The 15,698-nt window shown below is 41.2% G+C and carries 15 protein-coding genes; 10 read left to right on the forward strand and 5 right to left on the reverse strand.

Annotation, left to right across the window (positions count from 1 at the left end):
* Window positions 1-3: 3 nt before the first annotated feature.
* Window positions 4-522 carry a hypothetical protein gene (locus J0X14_RS17680; protein WP_207099157.1) on the reverse strand — a complete coding sequence of 173 codons (519 nt, stop codon included), beginning with the start codon at window positions 520-522 and terminating at the stop codon, window positions 4-6.
* Window positions 523-1,054: 532 nt separating this feature from the next.
* On the opposite strand from J0X14_RS17680, the gene J0X14_RS17685 reads away from it, so the two are divergent.
* On the forward strand, window positions 1,055-1,447 hold the full coding sequence (locus tag J0X14_RS17685; RefSeq protein ID WP_207099158.1) for a DoxX family protein: 393 nt from the start codon (window positions 1,055-1,057) through the stop codon (window positions 1,445-1,447).
* Between the two features lie 64 nt (window positions 1,448-1,511).
* A complete protein-coding gene (locus tag J0X14_RS17690; RefSeq protein WP_207099159.1) occupies window positions 1,512-1,862 on the forward strand; it encodes a tRNA-binding protein in 351 nt (116 codons plus the stop codon).
* A 6-nt stretch (window positions 1,863-1,868) separates the two neighbouring features.
* On the opposite strand, the gene J0X14_RS17695 is transcribed toward J0X14_RS17690, so the two are convergent.
* Window positions 1,869-3,359 carry a potassium/proton antiporter gene (locus tag J0X14_RS17695; RefSeq protein WP_207099160.1) on the reverse strand — a complete coding sequence of 497 codons (1,491 nt, stop codon included), beginning with the start codon at window positions 3,357-3,359 and terminating at the stop codon, window positions 1,869-1,871.
* Window positions 3,360-3,729: 370 nt separating this feature from the next.
* Here J0X14_RS17695 and J0X14_RS17700 point away from each other — a divergent pair, with 370 nt between their 5' ends.
* Window positions 3,730-4,575 (forward strand): hypothetical protein, encoded by an 846-nt coding sequence (locus J0X14_RS17700; protein WP_242528090.1) that lies wholly within the window; start codon window positions 3,730-3,732, stop codon window positions 4,573-4,575.
* A 668-nt stretch (window positions 4,576-5,243) separates the two neighbouring features.
* Window positions 5,244-5,888 (forward strand): response regulator transcription factor, encoded by a 645-nt coding sequence (locus tag J0X14_RS17705; protein ID WP_207099161.1) that lies wholly within the window; start codon window positions 5,244-5,246, stop codon window positions 5,886-5,888.
* 69 nt (window positions 5,889-5,957) lie between these two features.
* Here the strand turns inward: J0X14_RS17705 and dnaK are convergent, their stop codons facing one another.
* On the reverse strand, window positions 5,958-7,868 hold the full coding sequence (gene dnaK, locus J0X14_RS17710) for a molecular chaperone DnaK (RefSeq protein WP_207099162.1): 1,911 nt from the start codon (window positions 7,866-7,868) through the stop codon (window positions 5,958-5,960).
* Window positions 7,869-8,097: 229 nt separating this feature from the next.
* Here dnaK and J0X14_RS17715 point away from each other — a divergent pair, with 229 nt between their 5' ends.
* The 3 genes from J0X14_RS17715 to J0X14_RS17725 all read left to right on the forward strand — a co-directional run bounded on the left by J0X14_RS17715 (window position 8,098) and on the right by J0X14_RS17725 (window position 11,268).
* A complete protein-coding gene (locus J0X14_RS17715) occupies window positions 8,098-9,522 on the forward strand; it encodes an L-serine ammonia-lyase (protein ID WP_207099225.1) in 1,425 nt (474 codons plus the stop codon).
* 23 nt (window positions 9,523-9,545) lie between these two features.
* The gene (locus J0X14_RS17720; RefSeq protein ID WP_207099163.1) at window positions 9,546-10,649 is read left to right on the forward strand and encodes a glycoside hydrolase family 105 protein; all 1,104 of its coding nucleotides are present in this window, start codon (window positions 9,546-9,548) and stop codon (window positions 10,647-10,649) included.
* 88 nt (window positions 10,650-10,737) lie between these two features.
* Window positions 10,738-11,268 carry an STM3941 family protein gene (locus J0X14_RS17725; RefSeq protein WP_207099164.1) on the forward strand — a complete coding sequence of 177 codons (531 nt, stop codon included), beginning with the start codon at window positions 10,738-10,740 and terminating at the stop codon, window positions 11,266-11,268.
* A 25-nt stretch (window positions 11,269-11,293) separates the two neighbouring features.
* On the opposite strand, the gene J0X14_RS17730 is transcribed toward J0X14_RS17725, so the two are convergent.
* A complete protein-coding gene (locus tag J0X14_RS17730) occupies window positions 11,294-11,776 on the reverse strand; it encodes a nuclear transport factor 2 family protein (RefSeq protein WP_207099165.1) in 483 nt (160 codons plus the stop codon).
* 72 nt (window positions 11,777-11,848) lie between these two features.
* On the opposite strand from J0X14_RS17730, the gene panB reads away from it, so the two are divergent.
* Genes panB through J0X14_RS17745 form a run of 3 tightly spaced genes read left to right on the forward strand, consistent with a single transcriptional unit; the run spans window position 11,849 to window position 14,100 of the window.
* On the forward strand, window positions 11,849-12,667 hold the full coding sequence (gene panB / locus J0X14_RS17735) for a 3-methyl-2-oxobutanoate hydroxymethyltransferase (RefSeq protein ID WP_207099166.1): 819 nt from the start codon (window positions 11,849-11,851) through the stop codon (window positions 12,665-12,667).
* A 15-nt stretch (window positions 12,668-12,682) separates the two neighbouring features.
* A complete protein-coding gene (locus tag J0X14_RS17740; protein WP_207099167.1) occupies window positions 12,683-13,408 on the forward strand; it encodes an SGNH/GDSL hydrolase family protein in 726 nt (241 codons plus the stop codon).
* Entirely contained in the window at window positions 13,402-14,100 is a 699-nt protein-coding gene (locus J0X14_RS17745) for an RluA family pseudouridine synthase (RefSeq protein WP_410548710.1), read from the forward strand. The genes J0X14_RS17740 and J0X14_RS17745 overlap by 7 nt, the downstream gene beginning before the upstream one ends.
* On the opposite strand, the gene J0X14_RS17750 is transcribed toward J0X14_RS17745, so the two are convergent.
* Complete coding sequence (locus J0X14_RS17750; protein WP_207099169.1) at window positions 14,097-15,641, reverse strand: hypothetical protein; 1,545 nt, start codon at window positions 15,639-15,641, stop codon at window positions 14,097-14,099. The two genes, J0X14_RS17745 and J0X14_RS17750, sit on opposite strands and share 4 nt — an antisense overlap.
* Window positions 15,642-15,698 lie beyond the last annotated feature (57 nt).

Below are 15,698 nucleotides of genomic sequence, written 5' to 3' on the forward strand. Positions count from 1 at the left end.
TATTTAGTTTGCCAATGCAAATGATATATTTAGGTCAAGTAATTTTTGATACAAAGGCTCCATGCCGTCACAGCCAAATATGCTGAAATAAGAATTTGCACTCTTCCAATTCTTATCTTGGTTCATACTAAAGCTTACGCTACGGTATCCCGCAATTCCCATAAGTATGTTGGTAGACCTCGGTGTAGGCTGTCTCAAGCATCTATCCAAGTAAAAATCATGAACTATGGTTCCATTTTTTATATAAGACCCCACCTTAATATATTTGACTGCTTCGTGATCCAATACTCTGGAAATCTCATGGCCAATCTGTAATTGAAGTTCTATTTCTGCTTGTAGTCTTTCGATTTTGTTTTTATCAAATTCAAATTCTACTACGGCTTGCATATGCCACGGATAGCCCTCTTTGCTATATAAAATTTCAACCGAAGGAAGTTCAAAATACACGCTTTTGTTACAAGGCCCATTATGGGTTTGTCCTGATAGAGAATCCATGGCCTTTGTTAGATTTTTAAATTTCATCCTATATTTTTTTATATGGTTAATGATGGTTGTCTTTATCATTTTCAATGCTATCTAATTCAATTATCAGTTTTCCTATAGTGCGGTTCTGCATTCTCAAGGTTGAAGTCAAGTCTGAGCCAGAAAACTTTGTGATTTTATTCTCCAAAACTTTCATCCCTTTTGACCTTCCTATGCATATGAACACTGATCCCATTGACCGGTTATTGTATTGCTCTTTGTGTTCTCCTTACTCTAACTCTTTGACCACCAGTAAGCTTTCTGTCTTTCAAGGGCGCAAACATATACACGTTTTGCATTAAGCTGTTAGGCCCAAAAGACCTAAAAATTGGCCAAAAGGCTCATTTAGTGTAAAAAAGACACCAGAAATCAAGATCTTAGAAAAATAATCCGTGGAAACGCTATTTGTTAGCACTTTTGGGTACAATCAATGGGGGCAGGAAAGTCAATTTTGATGTAAAAATTTTTCCCTAAAGTAAAATATATCAAAGTTTTACGACCAACCCGATGTATTACAAAAACTATCAAAACAATGAACCTAAAATCAATCAGTAATCTAGCTTTAAAAGCCGTTCCGGCTATTATTTTGTTACAAACCCTGTTCTTTAAGTTTTCAGCCGCACCGGAATCCGTCTATATTTTTGAAACCTTGGGATTGGAACCTGTTGGAAGAATTGGCATTGGTATTCTTGAATTGATTGCCGCTATTCTCCTATTTATTCCAAGAACGACCTGGTTGGGTGCCGTTCTAGGGCTGGGGCTAATGGCTGGTGCCATCTTTTCGCACCTTACCCAACTGGGCATTGTTGTCCAGAATGATGGAGGAACCCTTTTCATCTTAGCAGTGGTCACCTTTATTTTCTGTGCTATTTTGACCTGGATGCACCGCCATCAAATCCCCATTTTGAACAAACTTTTCGCATAATAGGTTCCGTATCTTTCTTTTATTCGATTGGATAGTCCTTATTTTTGAGGCTTAAATAAAATCCATGGAAAAAGAGATGCCCCAAGACTTGACTTGGGATGAATTCATGAAAGTGAAAATGGTGGTCGGTACCATCATCTCTGCTGAGGAATTTAAAGAAGTTAGAAACCCTGCCTACAAAATGATGGTCGATTTTGGAGACTTGGGTACCCGAAAGACCTCGGCCCAGATTACAAAATTGTATACCCCAGAAGAACTGGTGGGAAAACAGGTGGTGGCCGTAATTAACTTTCCACCCAAACAAATTGCCACCTTAATGAGCGAATGCCTTGTTCTAGGCTGTGTTGGAGATGATAAGGAAATTACCCTGATCCAACCAGAAAGAAGCGTAAAAAATGGAACAAGGATTGGGTAGAATGTATTAATCTTCCTCCTCCAACACCCCAATTTGGGACATTGAAAGTGAAGCATAGACCCTGTCAAGGATTTCAGGCTTGTCCGTAAGCACTACCAACTTGTCGTTTGCTTCGATCACGGTTGACCCATTTGGGGTAAGGTAGTTACCATCCCGTTCGATCATGGCAATGATGGCTTTCTTGGGGAAATTTAGATTTACAATTTTTAATCCGGCGGCGGCACAGCCTTCATCAATCCTTATTTCCTTCATCAGTGCTTTAGGGTGCTCGGTGAGCAATTCATCTGTTGGGGATAAGGGTTTTACTTTCTCAGGAAGGCCTACATGTAACCATTTGGCCACTTTAGTCAAGGTAGTTCCTTGAATAAGCACCGAGGTGATGGATACAAAAAATACAATGTTGAATATGATATGCGCCTTATCTATCCCGGCTAAAAGTGGATACGTGGCAAACACAATGGGAACCGCACCTCTCAATCCCACCCAAGAGATGTAGAACCTTCGTCTCAGTTTCATCCTAAAAGGTATTAAAGAGATAAAAACGGCGAGTGGTCGCGCGACAAAAATCAAAAAAAGTGCAATCAATAAACCTATACCTATAAATGGAACTATCTCCGATGGGAAAACAAGAAGTCCCAACGTAAGGAAAAGAACAATTTCCATAAGCCATGCCAGACCATCGAACATTCGCATGATGGTCTTTTTATGAATCAGGTTTTGGTTGCCCAAGTACACCGAACAAATGTAGATGGCCAAAAATCCATTTCCGCCGATAAAATCCGTTGCAGAGAACGTAATGAACATCAAAGCAATGGTCAATACCGGGTACAGCCCTTCAAAGTCCAGCTTGATCCCGTTGATGATAATTTTGCTCAATTTGCCGAAAAGAAAGCCCAACGCCCCGCCTATTACCATTTGCAATAGAAAAAAGGGAACTATGGACCAAATATTCTTGTCCGGTTGTTGCACCAAGGATAAAAAGGCAATGGTGAGCACATAGGCCATGGGGTCGTTACTTCCACTTTCCAACTCCAGCGTAGGTCGAAGGTTCTTTTTAAGTGCCAAGTTTTTACCCCTTAAAATTGAAAAAACTGCTGCCGCATCCGTAGAGGAAACTATGGCGCCCAACAACAGACTTTCATAAATACTGAAATCGGTTATCAAAAAAACAAAATAGCCCAGTCCCACTGCGGTAAGCAATACACCCAAGGTGGAAAGAGCGATTCCTTCCTTAAGAACGGGCTTTACCGATTGCCAGCTGGTATCCAATCCCCCAGAGAATAGGATAAAGTTCAAAGCAATTACGCCTACAAACTGTGCAATCTTTGGATTGTCAAAATTAATTCCTCCAATACCATCAGACCCAGCAAGCATGCCAATGGTCAAGAACAAAAGCAAAGTCGGAATCCCAAAACGGTAGCTGGTCTTGCCTGCAATAATGCTTATCAGCAACAATATTGAGCCGACCAAAATGATATTTTCTATGGTGATGTCCATTTGTTATAGGTATACCAATTGTATTTTGAAGAAATTGATGAATTGCACCACCTGTTTTGGTAGTTGGGTTACGTTAGCGAAGGTAATTTAATTTGTGGGATCCACAGCGTCATGAAATAAGCTATGAACTATATATAGAACCATAAACAAGTAGAGTTAGGCTCCTCCCACGAGTGTTCTTATTGTCGTTTATCGACCTAAAAGTCCGTTTATCAGCACTTTGAATGTTTCTTAATCGTTAAATGGTTAAAATTTATTCGATGAAATGCACATTTTAGTCGTTAAAATCAAAAACCTATGAAAAATTCATAAGTATTCGCTGTAATTCTTTTTGATCTTTGTGATGTTATTAACCCCCAAATCTAATATCATGACACGTTCAATCTTTTACAGCCTACTTGTTTCAGGAATTATTTTTTGCAGTACATCTGCAACGGCCCAAATGGCCAAAGACTTAGTCAGTACAACTTTGGATGGTAACCTTTCCACCATTGATGGGTATGTTCCCTCCATGACCATTACCAAAGACGGAAAAACAGCTTACTTCAGTAAAGCTTCCGAGCAAAAGCCTTTATACGGTGTCTTCTCCAAAAAAGAAATCGTACATGAAATCTATAGAGCCGAGAACATTAATGGTGAATGGAAAAACATCACCAAAATGGAAGTTTGTCCAAAATACGCTTCGGCCAAGCACCCAACTATCTCCGAGGATGGAAAACGCTTGTTCTTTGCCTCCAACATGAAAGGGAGTTATGGAAAATACGATATTTATGTAGCCGATATCAAAACCGATGGAAGCTTGGGTGTTTCCAAAAACTTGGGCCCAAAGGTCAATACCAAAGAAGATGAGCTATACCCTAGCCTATATAATGGTACATTATTGTTCTTTGCCTCCGAAGGACGTGATGGATACGGTGGCTTGGACCTATATGCTACACAAGTGGTGATGAACACCTTGACTCCTTCAGTAAACTTAGGTAACCACATTAATAGTGATAGCGATGATTATGCCATTCAGTTGAGCCCAGAAAAAGGATTGGGTTTTGTGGTGAGCAACAGAGGTCAAAACCAAACCATTTCTCAATATACGGTAGCTTATGGGAATAGTAAGAAAACCGAAAACAGGTATGATAATGTTGCCGATAACGGATCAAGCCTACAAACTGCAATGAACGAAGGAGTTGAATATACCAGCAATTCATTCGAGGACAAATAAGAAAAAATATAAACAATTAATCGGTCACAACTACCTGAAGTGTCATTGATTCTGTTTCATAGCCGAGATCGAAACACACATGACCATGATAAGAAAGACAGGGGGAACTGACAGTCTATCATAGAAAGCGGGTTGTATTATTTCAATCTGACCGATTTTTTCAGCAGAAACAGGGTGCCACTAAAAGCACCCTGTTTTTTTATTCAATATTCTGATTAATAGATATTTACCATCTAAAATAGATCTCTCTCAGGGTAACCGGAAGAATGCATTTGAACGAAAAAAGCTACAATTTCGTCTAATGCAGTAAAAATTTTTCTACTTTAATTCTTGAAATAATACAAACCCAAATCTTTTAGTCATGAAGAAAAACTACAACTCTCGGAAAAAAGGGATTCCTAAACCCATTTTTAACTTCAGTTTTAGGTAACCTACAACCTTTTCTAAACCTTATTTTTTTTGATGTAATCCCTTTGGGATTAGTGTCGGTATATTCAATTTGATATACGCCACGGGTATTTCCGTATACCTACTTAACGCGGAAAACACCTTTCGTTTGGCCATTTTATCAAGCTTGAAAATACTTCGAATGGAATACCTTTTGCCTTATTTGGGCAAAATGGAAGGCGAATTATGTAAAAGAGTCAGACCCCCAAATCTTTCTTATCATGAAAACTAACCCATTACAAATTGCGATCATTGATAATGATGTGAGCTTGCATCCCATCTATAGGTTTTATTTTGAAGATGTGATGGCTTATGAATTGTACGGTATTTATAAATCTGTGCACGACCTATTGTCCCATTTTGGGCGAACCAATCCGGATATTGTGATTTCAGAAGTGGCCTTGGCCGGAATTTCTGGAATCGACGGACTGGAATACCTCCATAAAAAAAACGAAGACCTCAAGGTCTTGATGATGAGTAAAAAGAACGATTTTAAACTCATTAAAGAAGCCTTTAAAAAAGGGGCCAGTGGTTATTTGACCAAACCGCTGACCAAGGAGCGATTGTTCAATGCAGTGGAGGCGCTAGACCAGCACGGCGTTGCGCTGGAACACGATTTGGTCAAAAAAATCATCAGTTCTTTTCAGATGAAGACCTTTGATTCCTTTTCACGAAAGGAAAATCAAATCATTGAGCTCCTTACCCAGGGGTTCACGTACAAAATGATCGCGGACCGACTTTGTGTAACACCCAGTGCGGTGAATTTTCACATCCAGAACATTTACGTCAAACTAAATGTTAACTCGAAATCCGAAGCACTGCAAAAGCTTCGGGAGATGGAGATGCGGCAATTGAATGCTGCATAATTCCCAAAACCATGCAAACAAAAAACCCTGACCGAAAGTCAGGGTTTTTTAATCTATTTATTTAGAAGTTTACTTCACTTCTTCAAAGTCAACGTCCTCAACATCATCACCTTCTTTGGCATCGCCAGCTGCAGCATCTGCTCCAGCGGTATCTGCACCGTTGGCTTGAGCCGCATCGGCCTGTGCTTTGTACATTTCCTCAGAGGCTACCTTCCATGCTTCATTGATTTTCTCCAAAGCAGGTTCAATAACGGCTACATCCTTGGTTTCGTAAGCTTTCTTCAATTCTTCCAAAGCATCTTCAATCGGTTTTTTCTTGTCATCGGACAGTTTATCCCCGAATTCCTTCAACTGCTTTTCAGTTTGGAAGATCATGGCATCTGCCTCGTTCAATTTATCAGCGGTTTCCTTCGCTTTTTTATCGGCTTCGGCATTGGCTTCAGCTTCAGCTTTCATCTTTTTGATTTCTTCCTCAGTCAAACCAGAAGATGCCTCGATACGGATATCTTGCGTCTTGTTCGTGGCCTTGTCCGTTGCGGAAACCTTGATGATACCGTTCGCATCAATGTCGAAGGTCACTTCAATCTGAGGTGTACCTCTTGGTGCTGGTGGAATACCATCTAAGTGGAACCTTCCAATCGTTTTGTTATCCGCCGCCATAGGTCGCTCTCCTTGCAATACGTGGATTTCAACCGAAGGTTGATTGTCCGCCGCAGTGGAGAATACCTGTGACTTTTTGGTAGGGATGGTAGTGTTCGCCTCAATCAATTTGGTGAACACGCTTCCCATGGTCTCAATACCCAATGAAAGTGGGGTAACATCCAAAAGAAGTACATCTTTTACATCTCCTGTCAACACACCTCCTTGGATAGCAGCACCTACGGCCACAACCTCATCTGGGTTTACTCCTTTGGATGGCTTTTTTCCGAAGAATTTCTCAACGGCCTCTTGTACTGCTGGGATACGGGTGGAACCACCTACCAAAATAATTTCGTCTATATCACTCTTGGAAAGACCGGCAGACTTCAATGCAGTCTCACAAGGAGCAATGGTTCTTTTTACCAAGTCTTCAATCAATTGTTCAAACTTGGCTCTAGATAATGTTCGCACCAAGTGTTTTGGCCCTGAAGCGGTGGCGGTTACGTAAGGCAAGTTGATTTCTGTCTGCGCAGAAGATGACAACTCAATTTTTGCCTTTTCGGCAGCTTCACGCAAACGTTGAAGGGCCATGGCATCCTTACGAAGGTCCATATCCTCATCTTTCATGAACTCCTCGGCCAACCAATCAATGATTTTTTGGTCAACATCATCACCACCCAAGTGGGTATCACCATCAGTTGACAATACTTCAAAAACACCGTCTCCCAATTCCAAAATGGAAACGTCGTGTGTACCACCACCAAAGTCGAATACCACAATCTTTTGGTCCGTATCTTTCTTATCCAAACCGTAGGCCAAAGAGGCTGCGGTTGGCTCGTTGATGATTCTCTCTACGGTAAGACCGGCAATTTCACCAGCTTCTTTGGTGGCCTGTCTTTGGGAATCGTTAAAATATGCAGGAACGGTGATTACCGCACGGGTTACATCTTGACCCAGGTAATCTTCAGCTGTTTTCTTCATTTTTTGAAGAATCATGGCCGAAAGTTCCTGAGGGGTGTACAAACGACCATCGATATCCACACGCGGAGTATCATTGTCGCCCTTTACCACTTTGTAAGGAACCCGGTCTGCTTCTTTTTTGGATTCAGAGAATTTATTTCCCATGAATCGTTTTATTGAATAAATCGTTTTGTTGGGGTTGGTGACCGCCTGTCTTTTGGCAGGATCTCCCACCTTTATTTCTCCGCCTTCCACAAATGCAATTACAGAAGGAGTGGTACGTTTACCTTCGGCATTTGGAATTACCACAGGTTCGTTACCTTCCATTACAGAGACGCAGGAGTTGGTCGTACCCAAGTCTATACCTATAATTTTGCTCATCGTATCTAAAGTTATATCTGTTTAATGTTCTTTTTTAGCTCGCACAGTAAAGGTCAATGATTATGCCATGCGGCAGAATATGACAAGGTGTCAGCAATTTGATGGGATTTACACGGGAATTCGGCAAAATTGCAGGTATGTCACGGTAATTTTCTTTGTTGATTCCTTCTTTTCCAATTCCAATTTTATATCGTGGAGGTTGTTATATTTGGAACAGCAAATTGCAGCTATGGAATGTATCAGTGTGTTTGACATGCTTAAAATTGGAGTGGGACCTTCCAGTTCCCATACGCTAGGACCCTGGAGGGCTGCAGAACGATGGGTAAGCGAACTTAAAGAACAGGGGATTTTTGACGATGTAACAAAACTCAAAGTCTTTCTTTATGGTTCCCTTTCGCTTACCGGCAAAGGACATGCCACCGATATCGCCGTAGTGATGGGATTGCTGGGAACCGACCCGGTCACCGTCCCTATTGAACATATTGATGTTTCAATGGAAGAACTGAAGGCCAGTCAAAAATTGAATTTTGGTGGTGTACGGGAAATTCCTTTCGATTTTAAAACTGATATCATATTTAAAAAAGAGTTTTTGCCCTTCCATTCCAATGCTATTCAGTTTGAAGCTCTTTTGGCCAACGGCGATACCACAACGGAAACCTATTACTCCATTGGTGGTGGATTTGTGGTGAAGGAAGAACTGATTCATGCCAAAGAAAACAAGGAGACTTTCAAAACTTTTCCGCATCCCGTAAAGACTGGGAATGAATTACTCCAGCACTGTCAGGAACAAGACAAATCCATTTCAGAAATTGTATTGGAGAATGAACTGTCACTAAGAACTGTCGCCGAAATTGATGAAGGTCTTCATCAAATTTGGAACACCATGTTGGAATGTATGTACACGGGTTGTCATACCGAAGGAAAACTTCCTGGTGGACTCAATGTAAAACGACGTGCTTTTGAGATGCACCAAAAATTAAAAGGTGACGTCCCCTACTCCAATCCGCAGGAATGGTTGGAGAGTATACGGGATACAGAGGTGAAATTCCGCCAAATCATCAAATGGGTCAGCTGTTTTGCGCTGAGTGTGAATGAGGTGAATGCCTCGTTGGGGAGGGTGGTAACCGCTCCAACCAATGGTAGTGCTGGCGTCATCCCTGCGGTACTCATGTACTATATGGTCATTGAAAACCACGATGCTGATTTTGACGATGTTCGTCAATTTTTATTGGTGGCTAGTGAAGTGGGCAGCATCTTTAAAAAAGGAGCTACCATTTCTGCTGCAATGGGTGGCTGTCAAGCAGAAATCGGTGTCTCCTCTGCCATGGCCGCAGCAGGACTGACAGAACTGATGGGCGGTTCGCCCGAACAGGTGCTGATCGCCGCAGAAATTGCCATGGAGCACCATTTGGGTTTAACATGCGATCCCATTGGCGGTTTGGTACAGGTTCCCTGCATAGAGCGCAATGCCATGGGAGCCATAAAAGCCATAAATGCAGCAGAACTTGCCCTAGACACCGACCCAAAAGAAACCAAAGTGCCCCTGGACAAAGTGGTAAATACCATGTGGGAAACCGCAAAGGATATGAACTCAAAATATAAAGAAACCTCAGAAGGAGGTCTGGCCATTGGCGTATTTTTAAGTGACTGTTAATTTCATCAAATAGAATCAAAATCATGAAACACATTAGTATCGTATTGGGATGTCTTCTTTTTTCAACCACCATTCTTTCCCAAGAAATCAAACCGAAAGAAGTAAAAGCCATCATGGAGAAGGTTGCAGATTGGCAAATTGAGCATTATCGCGATGCTTTTACATATGATACACCCCACCATCCACTCGATTGGACCAACGGAGCACTTTATGTGGGTATGGTGAAGTGGGCCGCAATGGCAAATAGTGATAAGTATTACACTTGGCTAAAAACTGTGGGGGAATTGAATAATTGGGAGCTACACGAGCGAATCTACCATGCTGATGACCACACCGTTGGGCAATTTTACCTTGATCTCTATAAAAAATATGGTGATAAAGCGATGATGAAACCCACCCAAGAGCAGTTCGATTTCATCATGTATCACCCTGCCAAAACCGCATTAACTTGGCAAAGCCCCCATCATCAATCGCGCTGGAACTGGTGTGATGCCCTCTTTATGTCGCCACCTGTTTGGGCCAAACTGTATAACATCACCGGGGAAAAAAAATATCTCGCCTTTATGGTGGAGGAATTCAAGGCCACTACTGACTTTCTTTTTGATAAGGAGGAGAATCTATACTATCGTGATGAAAGTTATATGGGCAAATTGGACAACGGAACCAAAATCTTCTGGTCTCGGGGCAATGGGTGGGTCTTCGCCGGATTGGCCAACATCATGAACGAATTGGAACCTGAAGCTACAGAATACGAGTACTTTAGGGACATCTTTGAGAAAATGGCCGCCAAACTCTTGAAAATCCAAACTCCAAAAGGACATTGGGCCATGAGTTTGTTGGGACAAGAATTTTATCCCACACCAGAAACCAGTGGCACCTCCTTTTATGTATTTGGTCTTGCCTGGGGCATAAATCAAGGTCTTTTGGACAAAAAGACCTATGGTCCTTCCGTTGAAAAAGCATGGAAGGCCTTGACAAGCTATGTAACCCCCGAAGGTATGCTGGGCTATGTGCAACCTATTGGCGCTGCTCCTGGGAAAGCGTGGCCAGATAAAACCGAAGTCTATGGTGCAGGAGCTTTCCTGAGTGCAGGAACTGAAGTTTACAAATTGTACAGTGGCGAGTGAAGCGTTATGATTTTAAAGGGATTGTTGAATCCAATCTTAATAAATCTGGATTTACATCGTTCTACTTCCACTATTTAACTTCAATTTTATGGAAAGCATAGAAATATTCAGCAGTAAGAAAAAGTCCTTTTTGTTATTGATAGGGTCTTTGATTTTTGTTGGTTTGGGCATATGGTTTGTGCTTGAAGCCAACTCACTTTCCGATTCTTTGCGAAAAAGCCCATTGCTGATCAGAGGTATCGGAGTGGTCTCCATTCTCTTTTTTGGATTGGGTATCTATGCGGGAATAAAAGGGTTGATTGCTAATCGTCTCATGCTGATTATTAGCCCGAAAGGTTTAAATGTAGATCCCAGTAAATCTATGAGTGATTTTATTGGATGGAATAAAATTCTTGGATTTAATGAAATTAACATCCACGGCACCAAAATCATAATCATAAACGTTGAAAATCCTACTTCTTGGGTGGAAAAAGAAGAGAATGCCCTTAGGAGACAATTGATGAAATACAATGTTGAAAATTACAACTCACCATTCAATATTTCTGCTAACGGTTTGGCCTTAAGCCATACCCAGTTGAAAGAAAAGCTGAATCTTTATTTCAATACCTATAAATCCTAAATGGAATTCTCCTGAAAGCAGTAGTCTACTCCTCCATACAACCTGCTTTTCCTCTAGTATCAATGAGGTAAATTATTTTCCATTCCCCATCAAAATCCACCAATTGGAACGAATTGATGCCGCAGTGACTGAATTCGTCATTCAACCAAAACTCATACCCTACCCAAGCATTAGCCATGGTTCGGTCCACTTGAATGGAAAATGAAGTGAGTTTCTCTTGAAATTTGATACTATCTGGAATACTGTAAATAGATGCTAATACTTCTGACAAGTTCTCTTCTCTAAATCGGGTTTTACCCTCAAGGTCTCTCCCAGTAGTTTGAAGCACTACCTTATCTATAAGCGTTTTCTTGATGATACTGGAATCTTGCTTGTGGAAGCCATCAAAAAAGGTTTCAATGACCTGTTTTACCTTTTGTTGGGCATCCATTTCAGGTGGATTGGGTCCTTGCGCGTATGTTGCGGTCAACGCAAGACAAAAAAATGCGAAACTGAATACAATTCTCATGATACTGTAGTTTTTTGATTGAAGCCCAAATTAAACAAATCTGCTTACATTTAGCTCATAAAACTGAACCAAATGTCTGTTGCCAAAAAAGAATACAAAAGGGTCACGGTGAAATCCCTGATTGAAATGAAGCAAAGCGGTGAGAAAATCTCTATGCTTACCTCTTATGATTACTCCATGGCCAAAATTGTGGATGCCGCCAATGTAGACGTAATTTTGGTAGGGGATTCTGCGAGTAATGTTATTGCGGGGCATGAAACCACTCTTCCCATTACTTTGGATCAAATGATCTACCATGCAAGTTCCGTGGTTCGGGCGGCCAAAAGGGCTTTGGTGATTGTGGATATTCCTTTTGGGAGTTACCAGAGTGATTCTAAAGAGGCGCTTCGTTCCGCAATCCGAATTATGAAGGAAAGTGGCGCCCACGCCATAAAAGTAGAAGGCGGCACCGAAATCAAAGAATCTGTCAGCCGAATTCTCCAAGCGGGTATTCCCGTAATGGGGCATTTGGGGCTCACTCCCCAATCCATTTATAAATTTGGAACCTACACCGTTCGCGCCAAAGAAGAGGAAGAAGCCGAAAAATTGAAATCCGATGCCAAATTGTTGGAGGAATTGGGCTGCTTTGGCATTGTTTTGGAAAAAATACCAGCAAAACTGGCTCAAGAAGTGGCCGAAAGTGTCTCCATCCCGGTTATTGGTATTGGCGCTGGCAATGGTGTGGATGGCCAAGTATTGGTGGTTCACGATTTGTTGGGCATGACGCACGAATTTCATCCAAGGTTCCTCAGAAGGTATATGAATCTGTATGATGAAATGAGTGCAGCCATATCCCAATATGTGGATGATGTAAAAAGTAGGGATTTCCCTAACGAAAATGAGCAATATTGATTAAATTCATAGGGTATGATTCTCAAAAAATTTGGTTTCACGTTTTTTTTGACAATGGCTGCATTGCTTTTTGCATGTGGAACCGAAGAGATGTCCAATGGTGAAGTTGTCAATGATGCCGTAGATCAAGAAGTTACCCCTCCCGAAGAGCAAGAACCCACAAATGATGATTCTTCTGACACTGACGAAGAAGATCCCATTTTTTCGGAAACTTTAAAAGTGCTTTTTGTGGGCAACAGCCTTACCTATACCAATGACCTTCCAAAAATGGTTAAAGAAGAAGCCGCATATCAGCAAATCAATCTTAAAACCGAAATGTTGGCCTTGCCCAACTATGCCATTATAGACCATTGGAATGATGGAAATGTTCAAGAACGTATCAGTAACAACAACTATGACTTTGTAATCATTCAGCAAGGGCCGTCATCCCAACCTTATGGCAGGGAAGTACTTATCGAATATGGTGAAAAATTCAAGACGCTTTGTGACCAAAACGGTTCGGAATTGGTTTTTTTTATGGTATGGCCATCTAGAACATACTACCATACGTTCAATGGTGTCATTACCAATTACAAAGATGCAGCAAGTATAAACAAATCCTTGTTGGCTCCTGTAGGTGAATTTTGGAAACAGTATTTTACCGACACGGGGGATTTCTCGTACTATGGTCCTGACAATTTTCATCCATCCCCTAAAGGCAGTCATGCCGCAGCCAAAATTATTGCAGAAACCATATTTTGAAATCTGAAAAATCCACCCCCTTCAACCTTCAGGTCCTTTACGAGGACAATCACCTCATTGTGGTCAACAAGCGGGTGGGCGATATTGTCCAAGGAGATAAAACCGGCGACGCTCCATTGAGTGAAGTGGTAAAACAATACCTCAAAGAAAAGTACAATAAGCCCGGCAATGTGTATTTGGGCGTAGTGCACCGTTTGGATAGGCCCACTTCAGGGATTGTGTTATTTGCCAAAACCTCAAAAGCCCTTCCCCGACTCAACAAGTTGTTTTCCGAAGGGAATACCAAAAAAGTCTATTGGGCAGTGGTTCAAAAAGCGCCTAGAAACCAAAAGGAAACTTTGACCCATTGGTTGGTTCGTAATCCAAAGCAGAACAAGTCCTATGCGCATGACAAGGAGGTGCCCAACAGTAAAAAAGCAGTTTTGGAGTATCATTTCCTAAAAAAGCTGGATAACTACTACCTCTTGGAAATCGACTTGAAAACGGGCCGACATCACCAAATCCGAGCACAATTGGCAGCTATGGGATGTCATATTAAAGGTGATTTGAAGTACGGAGCTGATCGAAGCAACAAAGACGGAGGCATCCACTTGCACGCTCGAAGTTTGGAATTGGAACATCCCGTGCAAAAGGAAATCATGACCTTTGTGGCTCCGCCACCGGAAGATCCTGTTTGGAATGCCTGTCTTTAACGGGTAACCGCAAGTGCTTTTTCGCGGATAATCTGACCTACGGGTTTATTTTCAAGGTGACTTTCCAGCCAAGATAGAATATCCAAATACAAAAATGCCCGTTTTTCGTAGGGATGGTTTTCGTACTTCTTTAATTCGTTGTAAAGTTTCTGAAACTCATTTTTAAGCTCGTGTGGATAGATTTCGCCCAAGCCTCTCAAAAATTTGATCATCTCTTTTTGAACGGCATGTAAGTCGTTCATTTTCAGCAAGAATTTATAGGTACTTTTAAGTTGAACTTCCAGATGGTAGTCCATGCCGGCCTCATAATGGGCCACCAAGCTCAACACCCTTGCGAAGCACATCAAATCTTCGCGCATTTTTAGATTTTTGTTGGAAATGATTTTCTTTAGATAAACAATACAATTTTTGTTGTCACCATTTCCAAAATACAGACAGGCAATTTTATAATAAAGCAGCATAATGTGGTGCTCATCTATCCGTTCTCGATGCTTTTTGATGCCATATTCGATGATGTTAACCAAATATAGCCCCTTATCAAAAGTTCCTTCCAAGAAATGAAGGTTCAGTTTATTGGAGTTGATGTACAAAAACGCCAAGGAAGCAATGTTGTCATTCTGTGGAAAACTGGAATTTTCCACCTGTCTTTCCAAACGATCCAACGTCTCCCTGAACTGTGAAGCATATTTTACGAAGAAGAGTGACTCCAAGAGATAATGATTGCCCTTTAAAAAGAAAACTGGGTTCAAGGGAATCATCTCTTCGTTTTCATAAAAAAGGTCTACCCATTTACTGGCATATTTGTAGGCTGACAAAAAGTCTTGAATCAATAAACTGTACCACAAATGGGCTTTGTACAGCCAAAGTTTCTCTCGAAAACCTAGTTTCTCCAACTCATAGGCTGGCAAATGGGCCTCAAAATAAGATTTTACTTTTTGCAAATCTTCATCATTGCGAACATAGCCCACTTTCAGCATCATTCCATACAATTGCAGCGAAAGGTTTGAGAGTTTGCTTGCCATCACATTTAAGGCAGAGAGTTCCTTGGCCTGCACAGCCAATTCATCGGCCCTATCCGGGATACTTCGGGTAATATATTGGGTCTCAATGACTTTTTCCAGTTCCACAATTTCGTAGGCCACATTCTTTTCTTCATGTTCAATAGCAAAGGTTTTGGCCTTGTCTAAAATTTTCAAACTCTGCTTGTAAAGCCCTTTTTGGTAGAGAATAGTGGCAAAATCCAACTGCTCCCGAATTTGCACCCTTGCATTTTGGTTCACGGGATTCAACCGAAGACTCACCAAAATTTGCTTGTACAAATGAGCCTTTAGGTTGGAAAGTTGTGCCTTTTTTACAATGCCGCTCTCCAAAATTTGACGTTCATCATATGTACGGAGCTTATCCAAAAGATTAAAAAGTGCCAAAAATTTTGCATCCGTATTGACCCCCAAACGGCCCACATACAGCTTAAATTGGCGTTTTTCCGACTTGGAAAGCGATTTAATCAAAACGAACAATGCGTCCTTACTGGCATTTGTCATCGTAAAAAATATAATTTAACTATTTGTATTTCAGTAAATTAAATTACAGCGAATACA

Origin of the sequence: Allomuricauda sp. CAU 1633, from assembly GCF_017313225.1 — a bacterium.
Classification (GTDB): Bacteria; Bacteroidota; Bacteroidia; order Flavobacteriales; family Flavobacteriaceae; genus Flagellimonas.

Excerpts from the sequence above, each read along its gene's own strand:
- J0X14_RS17685 (WP_207099158.1), top strand. The coding sequence starts at position 1,055 with ATGAACCTAAAATCAATCAGTAATCTAGCTTTAAAAGCCGTTCCGGCT.
- J0X14_RS17680 (WP_207099157.1), bottom strand. The coding sequence starts at position 522 with ATGAAATTTAAAAATCTAACAAAGGCCATGGATTCTCTATCAGGACAA.
- J0X14_RS17705 (WP_207099161.1), top strand. The coding sequence starts at position 5,244 with ATGAAAACTAACCCATTACAAATTGCGATCATTGATAATGATGTGAGC.
- dnaK (WP_207099162.1), bottom strand. The coding sequence starts at position 7,868 with ATGAGCAAAATTATAGGTATAGACTTGGGTACGACCAACTCCTGCGTC.
- J0X14_RS17750 (WP_207099169.1), bottom strand. The coding sequence starts at position 15,641 with ATGACAAATGCCAGTAAGGACGCATTGTTCGTTTTGATTAAATCGCTT.
- J0X14_RS17740 (WP_207099167.1), top strand. The coding sequence starts at position 12,683 with ATGATTCTCAAAAAATTTGGTTTCACGTTTTTTTTGACAATGGCTGCA.
- J0X14_RS17695 (WP_207099160.1), bottom strand. The coding sequence starts at position 3,359 with ATGGACATCACCATAGAAAATATCATTTTGGTCGGCTCAATATTGTTG.
- J0X14_RS17700 (WP_242528090.1), top strand. The coding sequence starts at position 3,730 with ATGACACGTTCAATCTTTTACAGCCTACTTGTTTCAGGAATTATTTTT.
- J0X14_RS17730 (WP_207099165.1), bottom strand. The coding sequence starts at position 11,776 with ATGAGAATTGTATTCAGTTTCGCATTTTTTTGTCTTGCGTTGACCGCA.
- panB (WP_207099166.1), top strand. The coding sequence starts at position 11,849 with ATGTCTGTTGCCAAAAAAGAATACAAAAGGGTCACGGTGAAATCCCTG.
- J0X14_RS17715 (WP_207099225.1), top strand. The coding sequence starts at position 8,098 with ATGGAATGTATCAGTGTGTTTGACATGCTTAAAATTGGAGTGGGACCT.
- J0X14_RS17720 (WP_207099163.1), top strand. The coding sequence starts at position 9,546 with ATGAAACACATTAGTATCGTATTGGGATGTCTTCTTTTTTCAACCACC.
- J0X14_RS17725 (WP_207099164.1), top strand. The coding sequence starts at position 10,738 with ATGGAAAGCATAGAAATATTCAGCAGTAAGAAAAAGTCCTTTTTGTTA.
- J0X14_RS17690 (WP_207099159.1), top strand. The coding sequence starts at position 1,512 with ATGGAAAAAGAGATGCCCCAAGACTTGACTTGGGATGAATTCATGAAA.